The organism is Flagellimonas yonaguniensis (assembly GCF_029193885.1).
Classification (GTDB): domain Bacteria; phylum Bacteroidota; class Bacteroidia; order Flavobacteriales; family Flavobacteriaceae; genus Flagellimonas; species Flagellimonas yonaguniensis.
The window spans coordinates 37,122-58,105 of the sequence record NZ_JARFVB010000004.1 but is presented as its reverse complement, the minus strand read 5'-3'; the positions used below and the strand labels follow the sequence as shown (position 1 = coordinate 58,105).

Annotated in this window: 19 protein-coding genes and 1 other RNA gene; 7 read left to right on the top strand and 13 right to left on the bottom strand. The window is 41.5% G+C overall.

Annotation, left to right across the window (positions count from 1 at the left end; translation table 11 throughout):
* Nucleotides 1-58: 58 nt before the first annotated feature.
* Nucleotides 59-1,243 carry a hypothetical protein gene (locus PY092_RS08385; RefSeq protein ID WP_275615403.1) on the bottom strand — a complete coding sequence of 395 codons (1,185 nt, stop codon included), beginning with the start codon at nt 1,241-1,243 and terminating at the stop codon, nt 59-61.
* A gap of 251 nt (nt 1,244-1,494) precedes the next feature.
* On the opposite strand from PY092_RS08385, the gene glyA reads away from it, so the two are divergent.
* Nucleotides 1,495-2,769, top strand: coding sequence for a serine hydroxymethyltransferase (gene glyA, locus PY092_RS08380; protein WP_275615402.1), 1,275 nt, complete (start codon nt 1,495-1,497; stop codon nt 2,767-2,769).
* A gap of 17 nt (nt 2,770-2,786) precedes the next feature.
* On the opposite strand, the gene PY092_RS08375 is transcribed toward glyA, so the two are convergent.
* From PY092_RS08375 to PY092_RS08340, 8 genes are all read right to left on the bottom strand, one after another.
* Entirely contained in the window at nt 2,787-3,455 is a 669-nt protein-coding gene (locus tag PY092_RS08375; protein WP_275615401.1) for a hypothetical protein, read from the bottom strand.
* A 176-nt stretch (nt 3,456-3,631) separates the two neighbouring features.
* Nucleotides 3,632-4,300, bottom strand: coding sequence for a response regulator (locus PY092_RS08370; protein WP_275615400.1), 669 nt, complete (start codon nt 4,298-4,300; stop codon nt 3,632-3,634).
* Nucleotides 4,301-4,328: 28 nt separating this feature from the next.
* Nucleotides 4,329-6,416, bottom strand: a complete 2,088-nt coding sequence (locus tag PY092_RS08365; RefSeq protein ID WP_275615399.1) for a tetratricopeptide repeat-containing sensor histidine kinase — start codon at nt 6,414-6,416, stop codon at nt 4,329-4,331.
* Between the two features lie 87 nt (nt 6,417-6,503).
* Nucleotides 6,504-6,737 (bottom strand): hypothetical protein, encoded by a 234-nt coding sequence (locus PY092_RS08360; protein ID WP_275615398.1) that lies wholly within the window; start codon nt 6,735-6,737, stop codon nt 6,504-6,506.
* A 6-nt stretch (nt 6,738-6,743) separates the two neighbouring features.
* Entirely contained in the window at nt 6,744-6,890 is a 147-nt protein-coding gene (locus PY092_RS08355) for a hypothetical protein (RefSeq protein WP_275615397.1), read from the bottom strand.
* 165 nt (nt 6,891-7,055) lie between these two features.
* Nucleotides 7,056-7,787 carry a LytR/AlgR family response regulator transcription factor gene (locus tag PY092_RS08350; protein ID WP_275615396.1) on the bottom strand — a complete coding sequence of 244 codons (732 nt, stop codon included), beginning with the start codon at nt 7,785-7,787 and terminating at the stop codon, nt 7,056-7,058.
* Between the two features lie 408 nt (nt 7,788-8,195).
* Nucleotides 8,196-8,588 carry an acyl-CoA thioesterase gene (locus PY092_RS08345; RefSeq protein WP_275615395.1) on the bottom strand — a complete coding sequence of 131 codons (393 nt, stop codon included), beginning with the start codon at nt 8,586-8,588 and terminating at the stop codon, nt 8,196-8,198.
* 2 nt (nt 8,589-8,590) lie between these two features.
* Entirely contained in the window at nt 8,591-9,631 is a 1,041-nt protein-coding gene (locus PY092_RS08340) for a glutaminyl-peptide cyclotransferase (protein ID WP_275615394.1), read from the bottom strand.
* A 99-nt stretch (nt 9,632-9,730) separates the two neighbouring features.
* Here PY092_RS08340 and ffs point away from each other — a divergent pair.
* The 3 genes from ffs (at nt 9,731) to fsa (ending at nt 11,359) form a co-directional block, all read left to right on the top strand.
* Nucleotides 9,731-9,829: signal recognition particle sRNA small type (gene ffs, locus PY092_RS08335), an RNA gene on the top strand.
* Between the two features lie 24 nt (nt 9,830-9,853).
* Entirely contained in the window at nt 9,854-10,663 is an 810-nt protein-coding gene (locus tag PY092_RS08330; protein ID WP_275615393.1) for an SDR family oxidoreductase, read from the top strand.
* A gap of 39 nt (nt 10,664-10,702) precedes the next feature.
* Nucleotides 10,703-11,359: a fructose-6-phosphate aldolase gene (gene fsa, locus PY092_RS08325; protein ID WP_275615392.1), complete on the top strand. Its 657-nt coding sequence runs from the start codon at nt 10,703-10,705 to the stop codon at nt 11,357-11,359.
* Nucleotides 11,360-11,418: 59 nt separating this feature from the next.
* On the opposite strand, the gene PY092_RS08320 is transcribed toward fsa, so the two are convergent.
* A complete protein-coding gene (locus tag PY092_RS08320) occupies nt 11,419-12,807 on the bottom strand; it encodes a TlpA family protein disulfide reductase (protein WP_275615391.1) in 1,389 nt (462 codons plus the stop codon).
* 174 nt (nt 12,808-12,981) lie between these two features.
* Between PY092_RS08320 and PY092_RS08315 the strand changes: the two genes are divergently transcribed.
* Nucleotides 12,982-14,610, top strand: coding sequence for an ABC-F family ATP-binding cassette domain-containing protein (locus tag PY092_RS08315; RefSeq protein ID WP_275615390.1), 1,629 nt, complete (start codon nt 12,982-12,984; stop codon nt 14,608-14,610).
* On the opposite strand, the gene PY092_RS08310 is transcribed toward PY092_RS08315, so the two are convergent.
* Complete coding sequence (locus tag PY092_RS08310) at nt 14,607-15,326, bottom strand: hypothetical protein (protein WP_275615389.1); 720 nt, start codon at nt 15,324-15,326, stop codon at nt 14,607-14,609. The genes PY092_RS08315 and PY092_RS08310 overlap by 4 nt on opposite strands.
* 213 nt (nt 15,327-15,539) lie before the next feature.
* Between PY092_RS08310 and PY092_RS08305 the strand changes: the two genes are divergently transcribed.
* Nucleotides 15,540-16,067, top strand: a complete 528-nt coding sequence (locus PY092_RS08305) for a fasciclin domain-containing protein (RefSeq protein WP_275615388.1) — start codon at nt 15,540-15,542, stop codon at nt 16,065-16,067.
* Here the strand turns inward: PY092_RS08305 and pheT are convergent, their stop codons facing one another.
* The gene (gene pheT / locus PY092_RS08300) at nt 16,068-18,479 is read right to left on the bottom strand and encodes a phenylalanine--tRNA ligase subunit beta (RefSeq protein ID WP_275615387.1); all 2,412 of its coding nucleotides are present in this window, start codon (nt 18,477-18,479) and stop codon (nt 16,068-16,070) included.
* A 129-nt stretch (nt 18,480-18,608) separates the two neighbouring features.
* Here pheT and PY092_RS08295 point away from each other — a divergent pair, with 129 nt between their 5' ends.
* Nucleotides 18,609-19,856: a peroxiredoxin family protein gene (locus PY092_RS08295; RefSeq protein WP_275615386.1), complete on the top strand. Its 1,248-nt coding sequence runs from the start codon at nt 18,609-18,611 to the stop codon at nt 19,854-19,856.
* Between the two features lies 1 nt (nt 19,857).
* Here PY092_RS08295 and leuB read toward each other — a convergent pair whose 3' ends face one another.
* The gene (gene leuB, locus PY092_RS08290) at nt 19,858-20,976 is read right to left on the bottom strand and encodes a 3-isopropylmalate dehydrogenase (RefSeq protein WP_275615385.1); all 1,119 of its coding nucleotides are present in this window, start codon (nt 20,974-20,976) and stop codon (nt 19,858-19,860) included.
* Nucleotides 20,977-20,984 lie beyond the last annotated feature (8 nt).

Here is a 20,984-nt window from a genome sequence, read left to right as displayed (position 1 = left end):
GAGCGCAGTCGAGAACTTAAGACATCTCGACTGCGCTCGATGTGGTACACACCATTTTTTAATTGAATTGATATTTTGAGACAATGCTCTTGAGGCGTAATTTAAGGTCCTCACCTGCATCGTAAACCATTTGTTCATTGGATGGGAATGGAACTTCCCGAGCATTCAAGTACAGCAATAGATCATCTTCCAAAGCTCTTTTGTCTCCTTGGTAGTTGGCAAAAATGTGTTCAAATACAAACTCACTGGATAGGGGATAGGAATTGATTTCCTGACCGCTTCTCAAATCCGTGAAACTGACTTTGGCGCCTATTTGCGCACTTTTGGTTTGTGTGAACTGGAATAATTTACAGGTAACAGTTCGCATCTTGTCCACTTTTATTTTATTGCCCAAACTATCTTTTACCACGTTTCCGTTGTTGTCCAAAAGGTATTTCCAGCCATCTTTTATTTGTCTTTCTTTGATTACTTGAGTTTCGCTAATGCGTTCAGGGGATACATTGATCTCCATGAAGTCAAGGTTCATCGCATAATCATATTTTACATTGGCCAATGGATTGGTGTGGTACTGCAACCAGAAATTGTCAATTCCGAAGGCGTTGAAATCCAACAGTTCGGTCTCCAAACGTTCTGGGATGATTTGTTGGGTCTGGTTTGCAATATCAACCCGAACAAACTCCAATCCTTTGTTATAGGCTTCGTCCATTTTGGCGATGGTTTCCCTGTAGCCTGGATTTATTTCCTGCAAATATTTCAAATCTTCGTAGGCAGTCCTATAATCCGCTTTGTATTTCGCGGATGCCAACAGATTCAAGGCGTTTTGGTATAGGTGTTCGGAAAGATCGTCCTTGGTGTTCAAAATCTTGTTGTCGTAGTTCACAAAATTGAACTTGGCCGTTCTTCCCTCGTCTTGGATATATAGTGGCAACAAAGGTCTTATGCGTTCCTGGATTTGCTTTAACTGCAAATATTTGTTGTAGATGGTCTCCAAGTTGGCCGGATTGCCATCATTCTGAAGAAAAGCAATTTCTTGCTGTTCCCTTGTGGTGTTCTTGGCAAATGCTTCTTCCAGCAAAAGAATGTATTCCTGATGTCCTTTTTTGGTCTTGTTCTCTGCCAGGTTGTTTATGGCCTTGTTCATCGCCGTGGTATAATTCCCCGTATTGATGGCCTCTTGGGTTTTCTTCACGCCACTACAGGCGCTTAAAACTATAATTGTGGTTAAGAGTAAAAGTCTTTTCATATTGGTCAACTTTATGGTTGTTCAAGGGAATTCAATAGCTGTGCCAAAAATCCTCACACTATTAACGGAAAAGGATGCACGGTAGTATATTTGATATGAAAAGTGCTTGAAAACAGGGGCTTGGGTTATATTTCATTTTTTTGAAAAATTGTTAATTGCCATTTGATAAAATTAGATTCCAAACTCATTTTTATAGATGGAAATCCCCTTTCAATTCGTAATTTTACGCCCTTAATCAAACAATGGGCAACATGCAACGAGACCACAAGATTTTTGAACTTATAGCGCAAGAGAAAGAAAGACAGTTGGAAGGTATTGAACTGATAGCTTCCGAAAACTTTGTAAGTCCACAAGTAATGGAAGCTGCTGGCTCTGTGCTTACGAACAAATATGCCGAGGGATACCCGGGAAAGCGCTATTACGGTGGTTGCGAAGTGGTGGACCAAGTGGAACAGTTGGCCATAGACCGTGCCAAGGAATTGTTCGGTGCCGTTTACGCCAATGTTCAGCCCCACTCGGGCTCGCAGGCCAATGCGTCCGTGTACCATGCTTGCCTTAATGCAGGGGATAAAATTCTGGGTTTTGATCTGTCCCACGGAGGGCATTTGACCCACGGTTCGCCCGTGAATTTCTCTGGAAAATTGTACAATCCCGTTTTTTATGGGGTGGACGAGGAAACAGGTTTGTTGAACTACGACAAAATCCAAGAGATTGCCGATAGGGAAAAGCCCAAATTGATCATTGCTGGTGCTTCTGCCTATTCGCGGGACATGGACTTTAAACGTTTCCGTGAGATTGCGGACAGTGTTGGAGCTATTTTATTGGCAGACATTTCGCATCCTGCCGGATTGATTGCCAAAGGCATTTTGAACGATCCCATCCCGCATTGCCACATTGTTACCACTACTACCCATAAAACCCTACGGGGGCCACGTGGGGGTCTTATTTTGATGGGAGAGAACTTTGAGAATCCATTTGGCATCAAACTAAAAAACGGAAACTTGAGAAAAATGTCAGGTTTGTTGGATTTGGCGGTATTCCCAGGGAATCAAGGAGGACCTTTGGAACACATAATCGCTGCCAAGGCCATTGCTTTTGGAGAAGCACTTACCGATGAATACCTGCACTATATGGTTCAAGTAAAGAAAAACGCAGCTGCCATGGCCAAAGCCTTTATGGACAAGGATTACAAAGTAATTTCCGGTGGAACGGACAACCACATGATGTTGATCGATCTTCGAAACAAGGATATTTCTGGTAAAGAGGCAGAACAAGTACTGGTAAAGGCAGACATTACTGCCAACAAAAACATGGTTCCGTTTGATGATAAATCACCATTTATCACTTCAGGAATACGTTTTGGTACTTCTGCCATCACTACTAGAGGTCTCAAAGAAGCCGATATGGAAACCGTGGTTGGCTTTATCGATGAGATCATCACCGATGCAGAAAACGAGAAAAAGGTTGCTGAAATAAAACAAAAGGTCAACGACCTGATGAAGTCGCGACCTTTGTTCAGTGCTTAGTATTTGCTAGAGGAATATTATTCGAAGAGGAAAATGCTTTCCTCGAAAAATTTCTTTTTGCCCAATGAGTAGATGAGGGCCTCGTGCTCATCTGGACCATCATTTTCAAAATAGAGTCCCCAATACGTGTAGTAGTTGGTCTCTGTATCCATTTTGGATTGATGGCTTCGTATGGTTTTATCTTCAAAAACGGGCACGAAAACCTCGTATGGCATTTCCGTCAACCCTTTGGTAAAATAAATGAAGTGTTGACTGACCGTTGTTAATATTTTTCCAATATGTTCTGGAATGCTGTTGAGGTATAGTCTGCTTATAACAATGGAAGTGTCTGTAAAGTGTAGGGATGTTTCCATGACATCGGCAGGATATGTGCTTTTTTGATTTAACTTTTTAAGAGCATCCTTCATGGCGGTGCACATATCGCAACTACTTTCCTCAGAAATGCTATAGTTGCCCCAGTCTCCATTGCTAAGATGGCTGAGGCAGTCCGCTATGCTGAAATTAAAGTGCAGGTCTACCACCAAATCCAGTCTGTTTTCCACAATATTGTGTTTGCACTTTAGTTTAACAGTGGCAAAAAAATATCTTTCCAAATCTTTAATGAAGTCATCCAAGCCCTCAATGGCCTCAAAAGTTTTTGGGGCCAATTGCTTGTGTTTATCGTTGGATTTGTTCGGGAATGGCATGTGTACAGAGTTCCTATTTCTTTGCACATAAAGTTAGGATGAATCTTTTTCATGGGATTGCAGATAATCCTTAAAAATTCTGGGGTTTTTCCTTTATTTGTAAGATTTTTTTGAAAAATTGGATTTAAATCAACCACAAAATGTGCCCATCCTGTTTTTTTTTGAGCAAAATACTGCTAAATGAAGCCTCTATTTTTAGCGGCCAAAATCAAGGCAAGATCATTTTCGTTTTCCGTTCCGAACAAACTCTTCAAATGACGTTTTCTATTTTCAATGGAGGAGGGGGACAGTCTGATGAATTTTTCCAAATCCTTGTTCTTGGTTCCCTTGGAAAGGTGGTAGAGTATCTGCATGTCTTTTTCATCGATGTCGATATCATTGGCCATTTTCTTTCTGATGGCACCCAAGGCCTTGGAGGAATAATAAGGAGGATCCAGCATTATGGTTTTTACCGCGTCTTCCAGTGTTTTGGGGTCTATATCCGTTTTTACCAAGTATCCGTCGGGGTCAACGGATTTAAGGATGCTGTTTATCCTAAAGTTATCGCTGAAAGAGGACATGAACACAATCTTGCTTTCAGGTACGATTTTGCGTGCCAAGATACCCAGATCCTCGCCAGTATGGGGTTGATCTTCGTTTGGTGCAAATAATTGTACGTCCAGGAACAGGATATCGTAATGGAAGGTGTTCACCGAGTCCTCGATAAGTTTTTTCCCTGTACTGTATGAGGTGGCGGTATCCACGATTATGTTGTGTCCATCGAACTCAATGCCCTCGAGTATGAATTTATACCCGAGCATGGTCATTTCGTGGTCGTCTATTGCTAGTATTCGTAATGTTTTCATGGTAGGTTCTGTTGCTGTATTTGGGGAACTAAGCATTTATTAAATCTATTTTTTCCGAAGTTTCCACATCCACGTATGTGACAGGCATGGTAATCTTGATGGTTGTTCCCTTACCTGGTTCACTGTCAATGTCCAAGGTTCCTTTTATCTTTTTGCATCTCGAAATAATGTTTTTGAGACCAATTCCTTTTCTTTTTTTATTCATATCAAAACCCACCCCGTCATCGGTTATGGTAAGTTTCAACTTGTTGTCCTCCATGGATTGAAACGATATGCTTATATGCTTGCTTTTGGCATGTTTCACACAGTTTTTCAACGATTCTTGGATAATCCTGTAGGCGTTGATCTTGATATCTCCCAGCAAATTGTCCCATGGAACCTTCTTGTCGTAGTTGAAGGAACAAGCTATGCCGGAAGATTTTCCAATGCCATCGATCATGTCTTCCAATGACACAATAAAATTATGAAATTTTTCGTACGATGCATGGTTCAGTTCATGGGAAATGGTCCTGATCTCTTCTTCCAACTCCCTGAGTTTTTCTATAAGAGCTGCTCGTTGCTCAACTGAAGCTGGGTCTTCCCGCTCGTTAAGTCCGCTCAGAATCAATCGAATACCTAGCATCTCGCCCAAAATGCCATCGTGCAGTTCTTCGGAAATCCGTTTTTGTTCCAGCTGTTTGCCTTCCTCGAATTTCCCCTGTTGGGAGAGCATGAGGTTGTATATTTCCTGGTTGCTTTCTTGCTGACGTTGTTTGAACTTGAGTTGGTTGTTGCTCACATAAAGGGAAACAATGATCATAAAACCCATCCCGAACACGATCAGGAGTATGGCGGAATAGGCCCATACTTGCTTTTCTTTGGTAAGGATCTGGTTTTCCTCTATGATTTCATCGGTTTCCAAACGGATACGTGCGAATTTGTCTCTTTTGGTGCGTTCCTCCTCGCTTATTGTCTCATCCAGTTCATAATATTCCTGTGCGTAGGCAGAGGCATTGCCCATATCCAATTGGGTCAACAATCTCAGCGCATCGAGGGAGCGGTCGTTGTTGTAGGTTTCCCTAGCGATGTTGTAGGCTTCCTTGGTTTGAGCGATGGCACTTATGGTGTCTCCTTCTGCCGCTAGGACCTCAGCGTAAAAATAGTTGATTCGTGCTCTGTCATACAGCTCTCCTGTTTCAGTATTCATTGAAAAAGCTTCACTTATAAGTTCTTTGGCTTGTCCTACATCGGCATCTGCCTTGAGAATGGAATATGCCAGACTACCAAGGGCTTTTTCATATATATCTGGGGCTCTATTTTTCAAATCTTTGCTTGAAAGTAATTGTTCGTAAGCTTGCTTTGATTTGGTAAAATCTTTATTTTTCAGATGAACACTAGCAATGTTGTTTTGGTTTTGCCAGATAAGTTCTGTTTTATTGGATTTGTTTGACTTATTTAGGTACTCTCGTGCTTTTTCATAAGACTCAATAGATTTTTCAACATTGCCCATACCCGTGGCTAGAATCCCCAAAACATTGTAAGCATTGTATAACCTATAATCATCATCCAGCTCATCAAATAGTTCAATCGCAGCTGTGGCACTGATTTCACCGCCCAAATAATCTTTGTAGGAGTCTTGTATTCGAGCCATACCGTACAGCATGCGTCCCCGTAGGGATTGTGATGTGGAATCCACAGGCAATTCTTCAAAATTGTCCAATGCTTTTTTGTAGTGATAGAAAGCACTGTCCACAACACCTTTGCCCTCTAAAAAGGTTCCAAGGTCCCAATAGGAATACCCCAATATTTTAGAGTCACCAGCTTCCTCGGCCATTTCCAATAGTTTGGCGTTAGACTTTCTAAAGCCTAAGGAATCTTTAAGCTTCATATATACCAAAGAAACCTTGGAGAGTTCCTCTAGCTGCATGGTGTCATTTTTCAAGCTGTATATTATGGATTCGGCCTCTTCCAAATACGATTTTCGATCTTCCAAGGATAATTCTTTGGCCGTTTTGGCAATAGTGACCAATTCTTGGATGGAATCCACTTGTGGATTGGAAGCTGACTCCTGTTTGGGTTCATGTTGAGCGCATCCCAAAACAAACAAAAATAATACTATAAAGGTTCCGGTTTTCAAATTGATTGGGTTCGTTTGTATATCCAAGGTAACAAAAAAAGCCCCAAACTTTATAGCTTTGGGGCTGAGATCTATTTTAAATGCTAACTAAAAAAGCTGGCGGGTATCATCGATACTTTGTTGCAATCTGATTTCACCATACTTTGAAAAACCAAGATGAATTCTTTTTTTGAACAATGCTTCTTCGCCTTCCTCTAAAAAATCCAGCCGATTTATAGTCGAATAATCATTTGATTCATCCTTTTGGCAAAAGAGCATAGCAAGCAGAAACGAGATTGAAACGGTATTTCGTGCTAAGTTGGTTATGGTAAAAAAAGCCATTTTTAATTATTCATCATCTCCTCTGCCGTCAACTTCGGCTTCAGCGTCATCAGTAGCATTCTGATCTACTGTTAGTTGTTGGAACATGGCTTCGGTATCTTGCACATCGGTTTCGGTTTCACAAGAGTAGAATCCAATTGTCAATAATGCCATGGCTAAAATGCTTAGTACTTTTTTCATAATATTAGGTCTTTAGGTAAAAAAATAAGTTTATACCGCTAAAGTATGTGGCATTTTCAGCAGGGGAAGTATTTCTGGAAGGGGCGTAGTATTCCTATACAGTCTGCTAGAATTCTACGATAATCTGCAAGAATTTTGCTAATTAAGGGCCTTTGCTGCCGTTTTGGAGAGCATTTCCTTTAATTGGTCCACTTTGTCTTTATATGTTTTGGAAAAGGGAAGTTCCTCTTCGCCATGGTTAAGGCTGCAAATGGATTTACCGTAATTGATACGGGACACATACCTACTATTGAGGATGTAGCTTTGGTGCACTCGAATAAAATCCTTGGGCAGTTTTTCCTCAAAAGACTTCAAGGTCTTAAAAGCACTGATGACATTACCATCCTTCATGAAGAAATCCGTGGTGTTGTTGTCGGATTTTAGGTAAAGGATGTTCTTGGTGTCCAAGTATCTGTAATCCTTGTAAGATTTAAGACAGATGGTAGAGGGGGTATCTTGTTTTGGATGTAGTTTCCTTAAGCGGAAAATTGTTTTTCTGATATCAAATTCGTTGTGTGGTAAAATCCAGTAATCAAAAAAACCACTTTTAATGGCATTGTATGCGTATTTTTTGGTTTTGGCGTATCCTATGATCAGTGGAAGTGTCTGCATGTACTGGTTCAGTTCCGAAATCATTTGGAAGAAATCCATACCATCTTCCCCAAGATTGATGAGTACAAGGTCAGGGTTGTATTTTAAAATGGAATTGAGACCACTTGAAGCACTGGTGTCCACCCCAGCACAAACCAAACCTTCGAACTCCTCCAAATAGAGTTGCAGCTGAAGCTTTGAGCTCGCATCCGAATCGATTATGTTGTAGGTATATTCCATGTGCAATTTGCTGATTGCAAGTTACTAACGCACAAAAAAAACTCATTGCAGTTTTCCCTTAAAAAAACTATGGGTTTTCCCCTAAATCGGGCTATTTTCCTACACTTTTCCATAAAAAAACGTTAAAACGAAATTATCTGTAATTGTCCCTTCGATTTTTCTGGTTCAATTTTGAAAAGGTATCAATCTCAAAAAATGACCGATTTTAAGATGTGGAAATCCGGAAAATTTGGAATGTAAATTGGGTAAAGATCGCGTTTAATTGGTTCAACAAATAGGTTTAGTTTGTGTTTGGTTTACCACTATATTACAATTTGTTGGGTACGCTTCAAAATTTTGGGGAGCGGATTTTAAAAAATAGGGTCATATTTCGATGAAATACAGCATCTTAATGTATTAGGTTGGTTTTTAATCCACAAAAAGAGCTTCAATTTCACCAGGAACCCGTTTGGGGCGAAAGGTTTTGGCATCCAACAAGCACCATTCCGTGACTGCTTTTACCAACAGCTCATCCGTTGCTTTGTTTTTGATTTCCACGATTCGTGTGGAAATAGGCCCTTTATTGCTCTCTATATATGTGTTCATCAGGATGGTGTTTCCCAATACGGCGGATTTATGGTAGGTGATATTATGGTTCCGAACCACCCAGACCATGGATTTTTGGGTTTCCTCTGAGGTTACATGCATCCAATGCTTTTTGGAGATATCCTGAATCCACTCCACATACCTAATATTGTTGACATGGTTGAGGTCGTCCAGGTCATTTGGTGTAACGTCAAAAACTTCCGAGTAGGTTTTCATTATTACTTTTTAAGGATTTTTACCTCAAAGAGTTTATCCCAGTTTTTACCGGTAACAAAAAAAGTTTCCCGTTCCGGATGGTAGGCCACTCCGTTCAAAACCGAATTGCCTTCGTCCCATTCCGCCCCTTTTTTCACTTTGCTCTTGAGTCCTCCGAAATTGATGACGCCCTCAATGGCACCTGAGGTTGCATCAATGATCATCATGCTTTCTTTTTGGTACACATTGGCGTAGATTTTACCGTTTACATATTCCAACTCGTTGGCCATGTTGAAAATGGATTTGTTGGTAGCTGTTTCAATATGTCCTTGCTCTTCCAACGTCTCTGGGTCAAGAAACCATATTTTTTCGGTGCCATCACTTTTGAATATTTTATTGCCGTCGTTGCAGAGTCCCCATCCTTGCTTACTTTCATTATAAGTGAAGTTCTTTATTTTTTCAAAGTTGGATAGATTGTAAACATACCCAAATCCACTTTGCCAGGTAAGTTGGTAAAGCTTATCGTTCATTATGGTAATGCCTTCCCCGAACACGGAAGCATCCATATCTATTCGCTGAAGGACTTCGCCCGTTTCAAAATTCACTTTTCTGACCGTGGAGGCACCTTTTTTGCCTGTGCTTTCATATAAAGTGCCGTTGTGAAACTCCAAACCTTGCGTATATGCCCCGGTATCATGCGGATAACTATTTATGATTTCATAGGTGTAAACCTCTGGGGCTGCGGCTGCCAATAGCCTGAAATCCTTTTCAACTTCTACGGTTTGTTCCTCAATTTTGAACTTGGCGATCAAGGTTTTGTTGCCCAAGGTGGGCAAATCTAAGATCAATTTACCATTTTCGACAGGTATTTGCTTACCATCAATATAATAATGAAGGTCCGAAATTTCAATTTCTTTTTTGTTTTTCAGCGCCACGCCAAGTTGCTGATTTTGCTGTATGGCTTTGTTTTCCAATTGAATGGAAAAATGCTTCGCTGGGTCGGCATTACCGCCACAGCCCAAAAAGAAGAGCAATGCCCCGGTTATAGAAAAAAGTTTGCCCATGGTTCTTACTGCTTGTGTCATAAATCGTTAATCCTGAAACACCGAAATTAAGAATGAATTGGGATTGCCACAAATATAAAAGGTCGTATATTTGCAGCCGGGCAAGTCCTACACGACCAGCTCCTGCAGAATCCCCCAGGGCGGGAACGCAGCAAGGGTATGTGGTCGTAGCGGTGCGATGTAGGTAGCTTGCCTTTTTTTGTACCCAAAAATCAGATGATCATGGATAAAAAAATTGTACTGATCACAGGCGGTTCTTCAGGTATTGGTAAGTCCATAGGAACATATTTGACCCAAAAAGGATTTACTGTTTATGGTACTACACGAAATCCAAAAAATTACCCAGACTTTAAGGAATTTGAACTTGTCCAGTTGGATGTCAAGGATGTGGAAAGCATTCAAAAGGCCGTTTCCCATGTGATTTCCAAGGAAAACAGATTGGATGTGTTGATCAACAATGCAGGTGTGGGTATCACAGGACCCATTGAAGAGACACCCCACGAAGAAATCCTTCATGTGTTCGATACCAATTTTCATGGTCCCGTACATGTGATGAAGGCCGTTTTGCCACAAATGCGCAAGCAGAGTGGGGGAGCCATCATCAATATTACATCCATTGCGGGTTATATGGGATTGCCCTATCGAGGATTCTATTCCGCCACCAAAGGTGCTTTGGGGCTTATCACGGAAGCGCTGCGTATGGAAACCAAGGATTTTGGAGTAACGGTGACCAATGTGGCTCCTGGGGATTTTGCCACCAACATTGCATCGGGAAGGTACCATTCTCCTGTGATCAAGGGCTCCGCTTATGAAGAAAAGTACGGTCAAACCCTAAAAGGAATTGATGAGGATGTGAACGGTGGGGGAGACCCCATCCAAGTGGCCGAGGCGGTTTATAAGATCATCAACCAGAATAAACCGAAGGTGCATAACCCCGTGGGTGCATTTTTACAAAAGTTTTCCCTTAGGTTAAAGAAGATTTTACCCGACAAAGTCTACGAAAAATTGCTCCTCAACCATTATAAGTTGTAATTTTACACGTATTAGTGAACAAATTATAAATACTTAGAAATGAAGTTTTTTATTGATACTGCCAACCTTGACCAAATTAAGGAGGCCCAGGAACTGGGCGTGTTGGATGGTGTGACCACCAACCCTTCCCTAATGGCGAAAGAGGGTATTACAGGAAAGGATAATATTTTAAAGCACTACGTGGATATCTGCAATATTGTTGATGGAGATGTTTCTGCCGAAGTAGTGGCCACGGAGTTTGAAGAAATGGTCAAAGAAGGCGAGGAATTGGCAGAACTGCACGATCAGATCGTAGTGAAGGTTCCCATGATCAAGGATGGCGTAAAAGCATTGAAATATTTTTCAGACAAAGGTATCCGTACCAATTGTACTTTGGTGTTCTCACCAGGTCAGGCCCTATTGGCCGCCAAAGCCGGAGCAACCTACGTTTCTCCGTTCTTGGGCAGATTGGATGATATTTCCACTGATGGTCTTAACTTGATCGCTGAAATCCGTCTGATTTATGACAACTACGGATTTGAAACCGAAATCTTGGCTGCTTCCATCCGCCACACCATGCACGTGATCGATTGTGCCAAGCTTGGTGCCGATGTGATGACTGGTCCATTGTCTTCCATTGATGGATTGTTGAAACACCCATTGACCGATATTGGATTGGCCAAATTCTTGGAAGATTACAAGAAAGGAAATTCCTAATTAGGAATCTTGATAAAACCAAAAAGGCCCTGAATGAAAATTCGGGGCTTTTTTATGTATTATAAGGAAGTGTATAAGTTGGCGAAGCCGTCGACCACCATACTGTCTTTTGTGATGACGCACTTGTTGAGTCCGTCAATGATCATGGCCATTTGCAATTCTTTGAAATCCTCCCCGTAAAATTGCTTGTTCGTGTCCAGTTTGTACTCTTTCATCAACTCTTGCCATTGTGCGTAGCTGGTCCTTAAATTGATGCCTACAAAGTTGTAGTGGGGATATTTCTCTTCTAAAGAGGTAATATGCCTATTGATGTTTTTGAAATGATTTTCTTGGTCCGCGGTCCAAAAATAGAAAACAGTATTCTTTTTGTTATTGGTCAAATCTTTTAGGGAAATCGCTTCATTGTTGAAATTCTTGACGGCAATATTGGGAACCGTGGTGTTGGGCTGCAAATTTTTTATCCCTGTATAAAGAAGGTCGATTTCTTCTTGGTGTTCCTCGTTGGTGGATAGGGATTTGAATTTGTCAATAAAAACTGTGGCTTCTTCGCTCGGAGTGTGTTCCACCAATAAGTAGTCCATCGCAACATTTCTGAACAAGATGTTTCTTAGTTCGGGCTGCTTTACAATACTGTCCACTAAAGTGAGTTTGTGATTATTGAAGTGCAAGCGGTCAATGATGGGTTTCTTGTCAGTACTGCAATTTTCCAGACAGGCCGTGTAGGATATGTTTCCGAAGTGCCACTTCATAAAATCAAAATAAGGCCTGAAATAGGTTAGGTCTTCATTGTTGAAGTCTATGTTCTTTCGGTATCCATAAAAATCCTCACCAAGTTCGTGAATGGTTTCTTCTCCGGTCTTCTTCTTATGGTAAAACGGGTATTTTTCCTTACTGATATAGGAGTGATAATCAATAAAAGCCTCTGCCATGCTCAAAGACTGGGTGGAGAACACGTTATCCGTTTGCAAATCCTTTAGAAGTTTCATCTTGTGGGAATGCAAGGAATCTATTTTTTTACTGAACACTTCAGGGTTTAAGGAATAGTAGCTTTTGACCAGATTCTCTTCCTTTTCATAGGCAAGGAACATTTCGGTCATAAAGTTGTTGATTTCACTTCCTTTACCAGAATAAACCAATGATTCATCAAATTCTACCGTATTCAATCGCGCCAACAGACTATCACCTTTTTCCAGATAGAGGTATTGATATTGGGGCATATGGTTGAAGTGATAAAGTCCCCCCTCAATATGGTCCAATTGAAAAGAAAAGCGGTTTTTATCGTCGAGCTTTACGGAATCCACATACGTGTCATTATGGTAAAGCACCACAAAATCACTTGTGGGATTAACGATTTCACCGCCAAAAAAAATTGAAGAACCGTTTTCCGAGGAATCGGAACACGATACAAAAGTCGACAATAAGGAAAGGCCGAGTAAAAATCTTACCATATATAGGAAGCGATTCATTTAGTCTCTCAAAAGTAAGCAACCCAAGAAGCCAAACTTGTTAAGGTGTAGTTAAATGTTGTTAAACGGTGATTTTTCATCGTTTAAATATGCTCATTTAAATTAGAATTACGAGTCCTATTTAGCTACTTTTGCAAAAAAAATAAAGATAGTTGCATGTTATCAGTATCGAATTTATCCGTACAGTTTGGCAAAAGAGTTTTGTTCGATGAGGTTAACGTAACCTTTGCCCAAGGAAATTGCTACGGCATCATTGGCGCCAATGGCGCTGGGAAATCCACTTTTCTGAAAATATTGTCGGGACAGATAGACCCAACCTCGGGCCATGTGCATTTGGAACCCGGGAAAAGGATGTCCATTTTGGAACAGAACCACAATGCCTACGACGAGTATCCTGTTTTGGAAACCGTGGTCATGGGGAACAAGCCCTTGTTCAGGATAAAAAAGGAAATTGATGCCCTATATGCCGATTATACCGATGAAAATGCAGAGAAAATAGGGGAGCTTCAGGTAAAGTTCGAGGAAATGAACGGATGGAACGCCGATAGTGATGCAGCAGCCATGCTTTCCAACCTTGGGATTACCGAAGACCTTCACTATACCAACATGGCCGATTTGGATTCCAAACTCAAGGTGCGTGTTCTTTTGGCTCAGGCCTTGTTCGGTAACCCGGATGTGCTGATCATGGATGAGCCTACCAACGATTTGGATTACGATACCATCAACTGGTTGGAGAATTTCTTGGCCAACTACGATAATACTGTAATCGTGGTATCTCACGATAGACACTTTTTGGATGCTGTGTGTACTAGTATTGCGGATATCGATTTTGGAAAGATCAACTTGTTTTCGGGTAACTATACTTTTTGGTACGAGAGTAGCCAATTGGCTGCCCGTCAAAGAGCCCAGCAAAACAAAAAGGCCGAGGAAAAGGCCAAGGAACTCAACGAGTTCATTCAGCGTTTTAGTGCCAACGTAGCAAAAAGCAAGCAAGCAACGTCCCGTAAAAAGATGTTGGACAAACTTAAGGTGGAAGATATCAAACCTTCTAGTAGAAGATACCCGGCCATTATTTTTGATCGTGAGCGCGAAGCAGGCGACCAGATTTTGAACGTGGAGAAACTTTCCGCAACATCGGAAGATGGGGATTTGCTGTTCAAAGATGTGAACATCAACTTGGCCAAAGGGGATAAAGTAGCTGTCCTATCCAAAGATTCTCGTGCCACCACTGCTTTCTATGATATCATTGCGGATAAGATCAAACCAGATAGTGGTAAGTTTCAGTGGGGTGTTACCACGACACAATCCTATTTGCCTGCTGACAACTCCGAATTCTTCCAGGAAGACATCAATCTCGTGGACTGGCTGCGCCAATGGGCCAAAACCGAAGAGGAGCGGGAAGAGGTGTACCTAAGAGGTTTTTTGGGCAAGATGTTGTTCAGTGGTGAAGAAGCCCTGAAAAAATGTACCGTACTTTCCGGTGGGGAAAAAGTGCGTTGCATGCTAAGCCGTATGATGATGCTCCGCGCCAATGTGCTTATGTTGGACGAACCTACCAACCACTTAGATTTGGAAAGTATCACGGCTTTCAACAACTCTTTGAAGAACTTTAAAGGAACGATTTTGCTCACTACCCATGACCACGAATTTGTGAACACAGTGGCAAACAGAATCATTGAGTTGACACCAAATGGTGTTATCGACCGCTACTTGAGCTTCGATGATTACATGTCCGACAAATCCATCAAAGAGCAACGCGAAAAAATGTACGCCGTGACTGCTTAAGCGTTGAAGTATTTGCTTTTCCAGATGGATGGGTTAAAGTTTTTACCCAAGGCAAATCCGTAGAAGATTACTATGGATGCTATGCATTTGAACATAAAAAAGTAAATGATCCAAAACTCCGCGGTAGTGTTTTTTTTGGAGAACAATCCTTCGGGGACCATCAGGGTTACAAAGTAACTGATCAATAAAACCACAAAAACCAAGTTGGCCATGTTCTTAAAAGGCCATGCGAAAAATTTTCGCATTGGATGCAAATCATTGCCCCATTTGTGGATCAAATAGTAATAATCGTTTCCGATAGGGGCGAAGAGAAGTGGGTCATCCTTGTCTTCCAGCTTGAACAATTTGGAAGGGGCCATAATCTTGAAGCCTTTGATCTCGGTATCATGGGCTGCCTCCAAATGTTTGATTTTGGAAATGGCTTCTTGGGGAATCCCGCCTTTAAAGTAAGAGCTATCCAAAAAACGTAATCGGTAATCAATACAGATGTCCTTGATTTGGTTAATATGGTAGATGTTGTCGGTTTCCAAAAGGTCAAACTCAAAGTCATTCGAACGAACATTGTTTTTTGAACCCAATTGATGAGTGATGTGCTCTTCTTTTAAAAAATCCTCCCTCAAAATTTGCTGGACTTCAGCTAGGATTTTTTCACTTTCCCCTTTCTTGGTCTTTAGGCTTTGAAGTTTGTGTTCGATGTTTGTTCCTTTCAAAATCATGCTGTTTTTTTAGTAATCCTCTCAAATTTAATGATTTGAATTTTCGATACTGACATTTGTCATAAAAACACAATGTTAAGTTTTTGTTAAATGAAATTTTAGAGGAATAAAATGGGATGGATGTCATCTAAAAAGGTGTATCTTATCGACGTTTTTGGTAGTTAGTCGTATAATCATACTAAAAGTACAAGCCCTAAAATTTTGACCAACCTCATGAATACCCCCGCAACCAAACTACTGCTCGGCCTTTGCTTGGCTTTTTCCTTTTTCGCCACTGCCCAAAACAATTCCAATGCACTTTCATATACCAGCAGATTGGATAATCACAAAATTCTTTTGAGTGCGGTAAATGCCACCGAATTGGGTACATTGCTTCAAAAATCAGGGCCATTTACCATTTTCGCACCTTCTGATGCTGCTTTTGAGAAATTTTCGAACAATAAAATTGACGAGCTCATCAAAGCAGAGGACAAAAGAGCTTTGAAATCCTTGTTGTCCTATCATATTGTAGCAGGTCAACTGACAGCCTCACGTATGCTCCGTGCCATAGGCAATGGTAATGGAACAGCCCGTTTTACCACCGTACAGGGCAAAAAATTAACTGCACATTTGGATGGTTACGACATTGTGCTTACGGACCCCGTAGGCAATACGGCAAGAATCACGGCAGCCGACCTTAATCTGGAAAATGAAGGGGTGGTTCACGAAATAGACAGCGTTATTCTACCTGCCCAAATGTAATTAGCGTAATTCCGCTCCCAATTCCTTTTGATACTGGGTCAATAGTTTGCCCATGATTTTATCGATTTGTTTGTCCGTCAAGGTTTTCTTTTCGTCCATCAAGGTAAAGCTTACCGCATAGGATTTTTTGCCGTCAGGAAGGTTTTTACCAGTATACACATCGAACAGATTTACCTTTTTAAGCAATTTTTTCTCAGTGCTCCAAGCGATATCGTACACTTTTTGGAAAGAGATCGAGTCGTCCAATAACAAAGCAAAATCCCTTGTTACTTCCGGGAACTTTGGAATTTCCTTGAAAGCCACGTTTTGTGTGCTCACGGATTCCAAAATGGCGTCCCAGTCCAAATCGGCATGGAATACTTCTTGCTTAATGTCGAATCGTTTAAGGGCAGCTTTGCCGACCAAGCCAAGTGATACCAAAACCTTGTTGTTTTTCACATAGGAAACCCCTTCTGCATAATCTGAATCCGATAAAGGCTTTGTGTCGATGTCTCGAAGGCCCAAGCGCTCAAAAACATTGTCAACGATACCTTTCAGATAGAAGAATTCAGATTTTTTTGAGGCAACGGCCCAACTATTTTGTTCGCGGTCACCAGAGATGAAAATCGCCAAATGTTGTTTTTCCTGATGTTGTCCGGCCATTTTGTGGTAGGTTTTCCCAAACTCGAAAAGCTTCAAGTCCGTTTTTTGCCTGTTATGGTTGTAGCTTACCGTCTGTAGTCCAGAATGAAGCATTGAAGTCCGTAGCACGGATAAATCCGAACTCAAAGGATTCAACATTTGAACAGTGCCATCATCATCCGAAGTAATATCCGATGAAACCAAACTATTGGTCATGATCTCGTAGAAACCTTTGGAAGCAAGCATACTTCCGACCACATCTTGAATCCTATAATTCTCGAACCGTGATGTTTTGGCAATGGAAGCGTTCAACTTTTCCTTGAAATCGATATTGTTATAACCAAATACACGAAGGATTTCCTCAATCACATCAACTTCTCGGGTAACATCCACTCGGTAGGTCGGAATGGTCAATCCAAGACCTGATTCCGTTACGTTGTTGATTCTGATTTCCAAAGAAGAAAGAATGGATTTGATGGTATCCTGTGGTATTTCCTGACCAATCAAGGAATTGATTTTACTAAAAGTCAAGAACACCTGTCTTTCTTGTGGTTTTTTGGGGAACAGATCGGCAATTTCGGAAGTGATGTAGCCTCCTGCAATCTCCCTGATCAATAGGGCTGCCCTTTTAAGGGCATATTTGGTCATGTTGATATCGATACCTCTTTCAAACCTGAATGATGCATCGGTGTTCAAACCATGTCTTTTAGCTGTTTTTCTTATGGAAACAGGATCAAAGTAAGCACTTTCCAAAAATATGGAGGTTGTATGTTCTGTAACACCAGAGTGGAGTCCGCCGAAAACCCCGGCAATGCACATGGGGCTGTTTGCATCACAAATAATCAGGTCATCTTCGTGCAGTTCACGTTCCACCTCGTCCAAGGTGGTAAACTTGGTTCCGGCTGGCAGGGTTTTAACCTCAACTTTACTTCCTTTTATCTTGGATGCATCAAAAGCATGCAAGGGCTGGCCCAATTCGTGAAGTACGTAGTTGGTAACGTCCACAATGTTATTGATAGGTGTCAATCCAATCGCCTTCAATCTATTTTTCAACCAATCCGGGGAATCCTGTACCACAAGGTTACTAATGGTAACCCCGCAATATCTTGGTGCAAGATCACTTTCCATAACTTCCACATCGACCTTCAATGAGCGATTGTCAATGGAAAAATTACTTACCGAAGGGGTAACCAATTCCTTTTGAATCTCTTTTTGTTCCAATCCAGCTTTAAGGTCACGTGCCACACCAAAATGACTCATGGCATCAGCTCGGTTGGGGGTAAGGCCTATTTCAAAAACCTCGTCGTTTTCAACTTCAAAAACTTTGGAACAGGGAGTGCCGGGAACCAATTCTTCATTGAGTACCATAATGCCGTCGTGACTTTCGCCAACCCCGATTTCATCTTCTGCACAGATCATACCTTGGCTCACTTCTCCACGGATTTTCCCTTTTTTAATCACCCAAGCTTCCCCTTCTTTGGTGTACAGGGTAGTGCCAACAGTGGCTACGGGTACTTTTTGGCCTGCTGCCACATTGGGCGCGCCACAAACAATCTGTAATGGGGCTTCTTGCCCTACATCAACTGTGGTCAATTTAAGTTTATCGGCATTTGGGTGTTTTTCGCAAGTGAGCACGTGTCCGACCACGATACCCTTTAATCCACCCTTAACTGATTCAAATTGTGATATGCCCTCAACTTCCAGACCTAAATCTGTTAAAAGCTCGCCAGTTTTTTGAGCATCCCAATCAATTTGCAAAAATTGCTTCAACCAGTTATAAGAAATCTTCATACCCCATTTTTAGAGGGCACAAATATATAACAATAGGGGAACAGATTCAACGTTAATAATAACCTTACACCGTTAGGAGTGTTTTGTTTTAAATCCAATTTCCTACATTTAGGAAAAATCTTTCACTTTATGAATAAGATAGTGACAGTTGCAATAGGGCTTTTGATCATATTTACTTCTTGTGAAAAAGAAGAAAAAATTGAACTCAAAAAAGGCCATTGGTTGGGAACTATGGAGGTTTCAGAATCGCAAAAATTGCCTTTTGAGTTCATTATCAACCAAAATGAAGAAGGTGGGTATGTGATGCAGGTCTATAATGCGGAAGAAGTTGTTACCGTAGATGAGTTTTCGTTCAATGGGGATTCCATCGATATTCGAATGCCCATATTCGAAGGTCACATTGCGGGTACCTATACCGCTACTGAAATCACAGGCGAATTCATTGAAGAGGACAAAGAACGAAGCGTTCCTTTTAGGGCAGTGCAGGGCAAGCTAGATCGTTTTGAAGCCAAAGAACCGGCTGCTGTGAACCTATCGGGTATTTGGGAGACCTATTTCCATATAAATACGGCGGATGAATATCCTGCAAAAGGTATTTTTATGCAGAATGGAAACAATGTCAAAGGAACTTTTAGAACCAAGACCGGCGATTATCGCTATTTGGAAGGAGTTGTCACGGGAGACAGCATGAAGCTGTCCGCCTTTGACGGTTCGCACGTGTTCCTGTTTTTGGCCCAGGTAACCGATAGTACCTTAAATGGAAAGTTTTACTCTGGAAAGCACACGGTTCAAGAATTTATGGGGGCGAGGAACGAAGCTTTTGAACTTCCCGATTCCGATGGACTTACCTATTTGCGTGAAGGTTATGATAAATTCGATTTTTCTTTTCCAAATTCTGATGGGAAGATGGTTGGTCTGGACGACCCAATGTTCAAAGACAAGGCGGTGCTTGTACAAATAATGGGTACTTGGTGCACCAATTGCTTGGACGAAACAAGGTTTTACGTGGATTTCATCAAGAACAATCCAGATTTGGACCTGCAATTTGTGGGACTGGCCTTTGAATATGCAAAAACCGAGGAAAAGGCTTTTGAGGGTATAAGCAGGCTCAAGGAACGTGAAGAAGTGCCTTATCCTATTTTATTGGCACAATACGGGACCTCAAACAAACAAAAGGCCAATGAGAAATTACCAATGCTGAATCATATACTTTCCTACCCCACTACAATCTATATTGATAAAACAGGGGAGGTGCATAAAATCCACACTGGTTTCAACGGACCTGCAACAGGTGAAAAGTTTGTTGAATTCAAGGAAGAGTTCCATAAAACCATTGATGCAATGACCAAGGAAGAAGAACCGGAAAGTGAATGTTGATTTAGATAATGGTCGACTTGCCCAAGTCGATGTTTTCATCGTTCATCAAAAAGTCATCTTCAATGTCCACGATGTTGTGCGCGATAAAGTCCCCAACCTGATTGGTTCCATACTGACTGTTTTCTTTTAAATCTGGCGTGACGATTCCTTTTTTTAAGGATTTGTCCACCGCTTTTTTGATGGCCCAAGCCTCTTCTGTAAGTCCAAAATGCTCCAACAGCATAGCTGCAGAAAGAATGGAAGCAATCGGGTTGGCAATATCTTTCCCTTTGGCTTGGGGATACGAGCCATGAATGGGTTCGAACAACGCGTTTTCGTCGCCAATCGAGGCGGAAGCCAATAAACCAATGGAACCACCGATAACGCTGCCTTCATCTGATATAATATCCCCGAACATATTTTCTGTCAAAACAACATCAAACTGTCTGGGGTTGAGTATGATTTGCATCGCAGCATTGTCCACAAACATAAAATCCAAGGCTACTTCGGGGTAGCTTTCCCCAATTTTGGTTACCACCTTGCGCCAAAGTCTTGAAGACTCCAGCACATTGGCCTTGTCAATCAAAGTGAGTTTCTTTTTTCTACCTTTTGCGGCTTTGAACGCCAAATGGGCTATTCGGCTTATCTCATCCTCGGTGTATTCGCAAAGGTCTGAGGCTTTGGTTCCTTCCTCGTTCAATTTTTTCTCTCCGAAATATATACCGCCCGTAAGTTCGCGGTAGATCACAAAGTCAGTGCCGTTGATTACTTTCTTTTTTAATGGGGATTTATCCAACAAAGTTGGATGGGACAGAACAGGTCTTATGTTGGCGAACAGACCCAATTCTTTTCGTAATTGCAACAAGCCTTGCTCAGGTCGTACTTTTGCTTCTGGGTCATTGTCGTATTTTGGGTCGCCAATAGCGCCAAAAAGCACGGCGTCTGAATCTTTACATAATTTTAGCGTGGCATCGGGTAGGGGAGTCCCTTTTTTGTCGATGGCAATGGCACCGACCGGAGCTTCTTTAAATATAAAATGTTGATTGAAGGTCTCTTCAACGGCTTCCAAGCATTTTACCGCCTGGGCCAATACTTCGGGTCCTACACCATCTCCAGGAAGCAATGCAATTTTCAATGCCATACAATAAC

What these genes read in the sequence shown, in the direction of transcription:
- pheT (WP_275615387.1), bottom strand. Translation starts at nt 18,479, where the DNA reads ATGAAGATTTCTTATAACTGGTTGAAGCAATTTTTGCAAATTGATTGG.
- PY092_RS08375 (WP_275615401.1), bottom strand. Translation starts at nt 3,455, where the DNA reads ATGCCATTCCCGAACAAATCCAACGATAAACACAAGCAATTGGCCCCA.
- leuB (WP_275615385.1), bottom strand. Translation starts at nt 20,976, where the DNA reads ATGGCATTGAAAATTGCATTGCTTCCTGGAGATGGTGTAGGACCCGAA.
- PY092_RS08330 (WP_275615393.1), top strand. Translation starts at nt 9,854, where the DNA reads ATGGATAAAAAAATTGTACTGATCACAGGCGGTTCTTCAGGTATTGGT.
- PY092_RS08295 (WP_275615386.1), top strand. Translation starts at nt 18,609, where the DNA reads ATGAATAAGATAGTGACAGTTGCAATAGGGCTTTTGATCATATTTACT.
- PY092_RS08385 (WP_275615403.1), bottom strand. Translation starts at nt 1,243, where the DNA reads ATGAAAAGACTTTTACTCTTAACCACAATTATAGTTTTAAGCGCCTGT.
- PY092_RS08305 (WP_275615388.1), top strand. Translation starts at nt 15,540, where the DNA reads ATGAATACCCCCGCAACCAAACTACTGCTCGGCCTTTGCTTGGCTTTT.
- PY092_RS08310 (WP_275615389.1), bottom strand. Translation starts at nt 15,326, where the DNA reads ATGATTTTGAAAGGAACAAACATCGAACACAAACTTCAAAGCCTAAAG.
- PY092_RS08355 (WP_275615397.1), bottom strand. Translation starts at nt 6,890, where the DNA reads ATGGCATTATTGACAATTGGATTCTACTCTTGTGAAACCGAAACCGAT.
- glyA (WP_275615402.1), top strand. Translation starts at nt 1,495, where the DNA reads ATGCAACGAGACCACAAGATTTTTGAACTTATAGCGCAAGAGAAAGAA.
- PY092_RS08320 (WP_275615391.1), bottom strand. Translation starts at nt 12,807, where the DNA reads ATGGTAAGATTTTTACTCGGCCTTTCCTTATTGTCGACTTTTGTATCG.
- fsa (WP_275615392.1), top strand. Translation starts at nt 10,703, where the DNA reads ATGAAGTTTTTTATTGATACTGCCAACCTTGACCAAATTAAGGAGGCC.
- PY092_RS08370 (WP_275615400.1), bottom strand. Translation starts at nt 4,300, where the DNA reads ATGAAAACATTACGAATACTAGCAATAGACGACCACGAAATGACCATG.
- PY092_RS08345 (WP_275615395.1), bottom strand. Translation starts at nt 8,588, where the DNA reads ATGAAAACCTACTCGGAAGTTTTTGACGTTACACCAAATGACCTGGAC.
- PY092_RS08350 (WP_275615396.1), bottom strand. Translation starts at nt 7,787, where the DNA reads ATGGAATATACCTACAACATAATCGATTCGGATGCGAGCTCAAAGCTT.
- PY092_RS08315 (WP_275615390.1), top strand. Translation starts at nt 12,982, where the DNA reads ATGTTATCAGTATCGAATTTATCCGTACAGTTTGGCAAAAGAGTTTTG.
- PY092_RS08340 (WP_275615394.1), bottom strand. Translation starts at nt 9,631, where the DNA reads ATGGGCAAACTTTTTTCTATAACCGGGGCATTGCTCTTCTTTTTGGGC.
- PY092_RS08360 (WP_275615398.1), bottom strand. Translation starts at nt 6,737, where the DNA reads ATGGCTTTTTTTACCATAACCAACTTAGCACGAAATACCGTTTCAATC.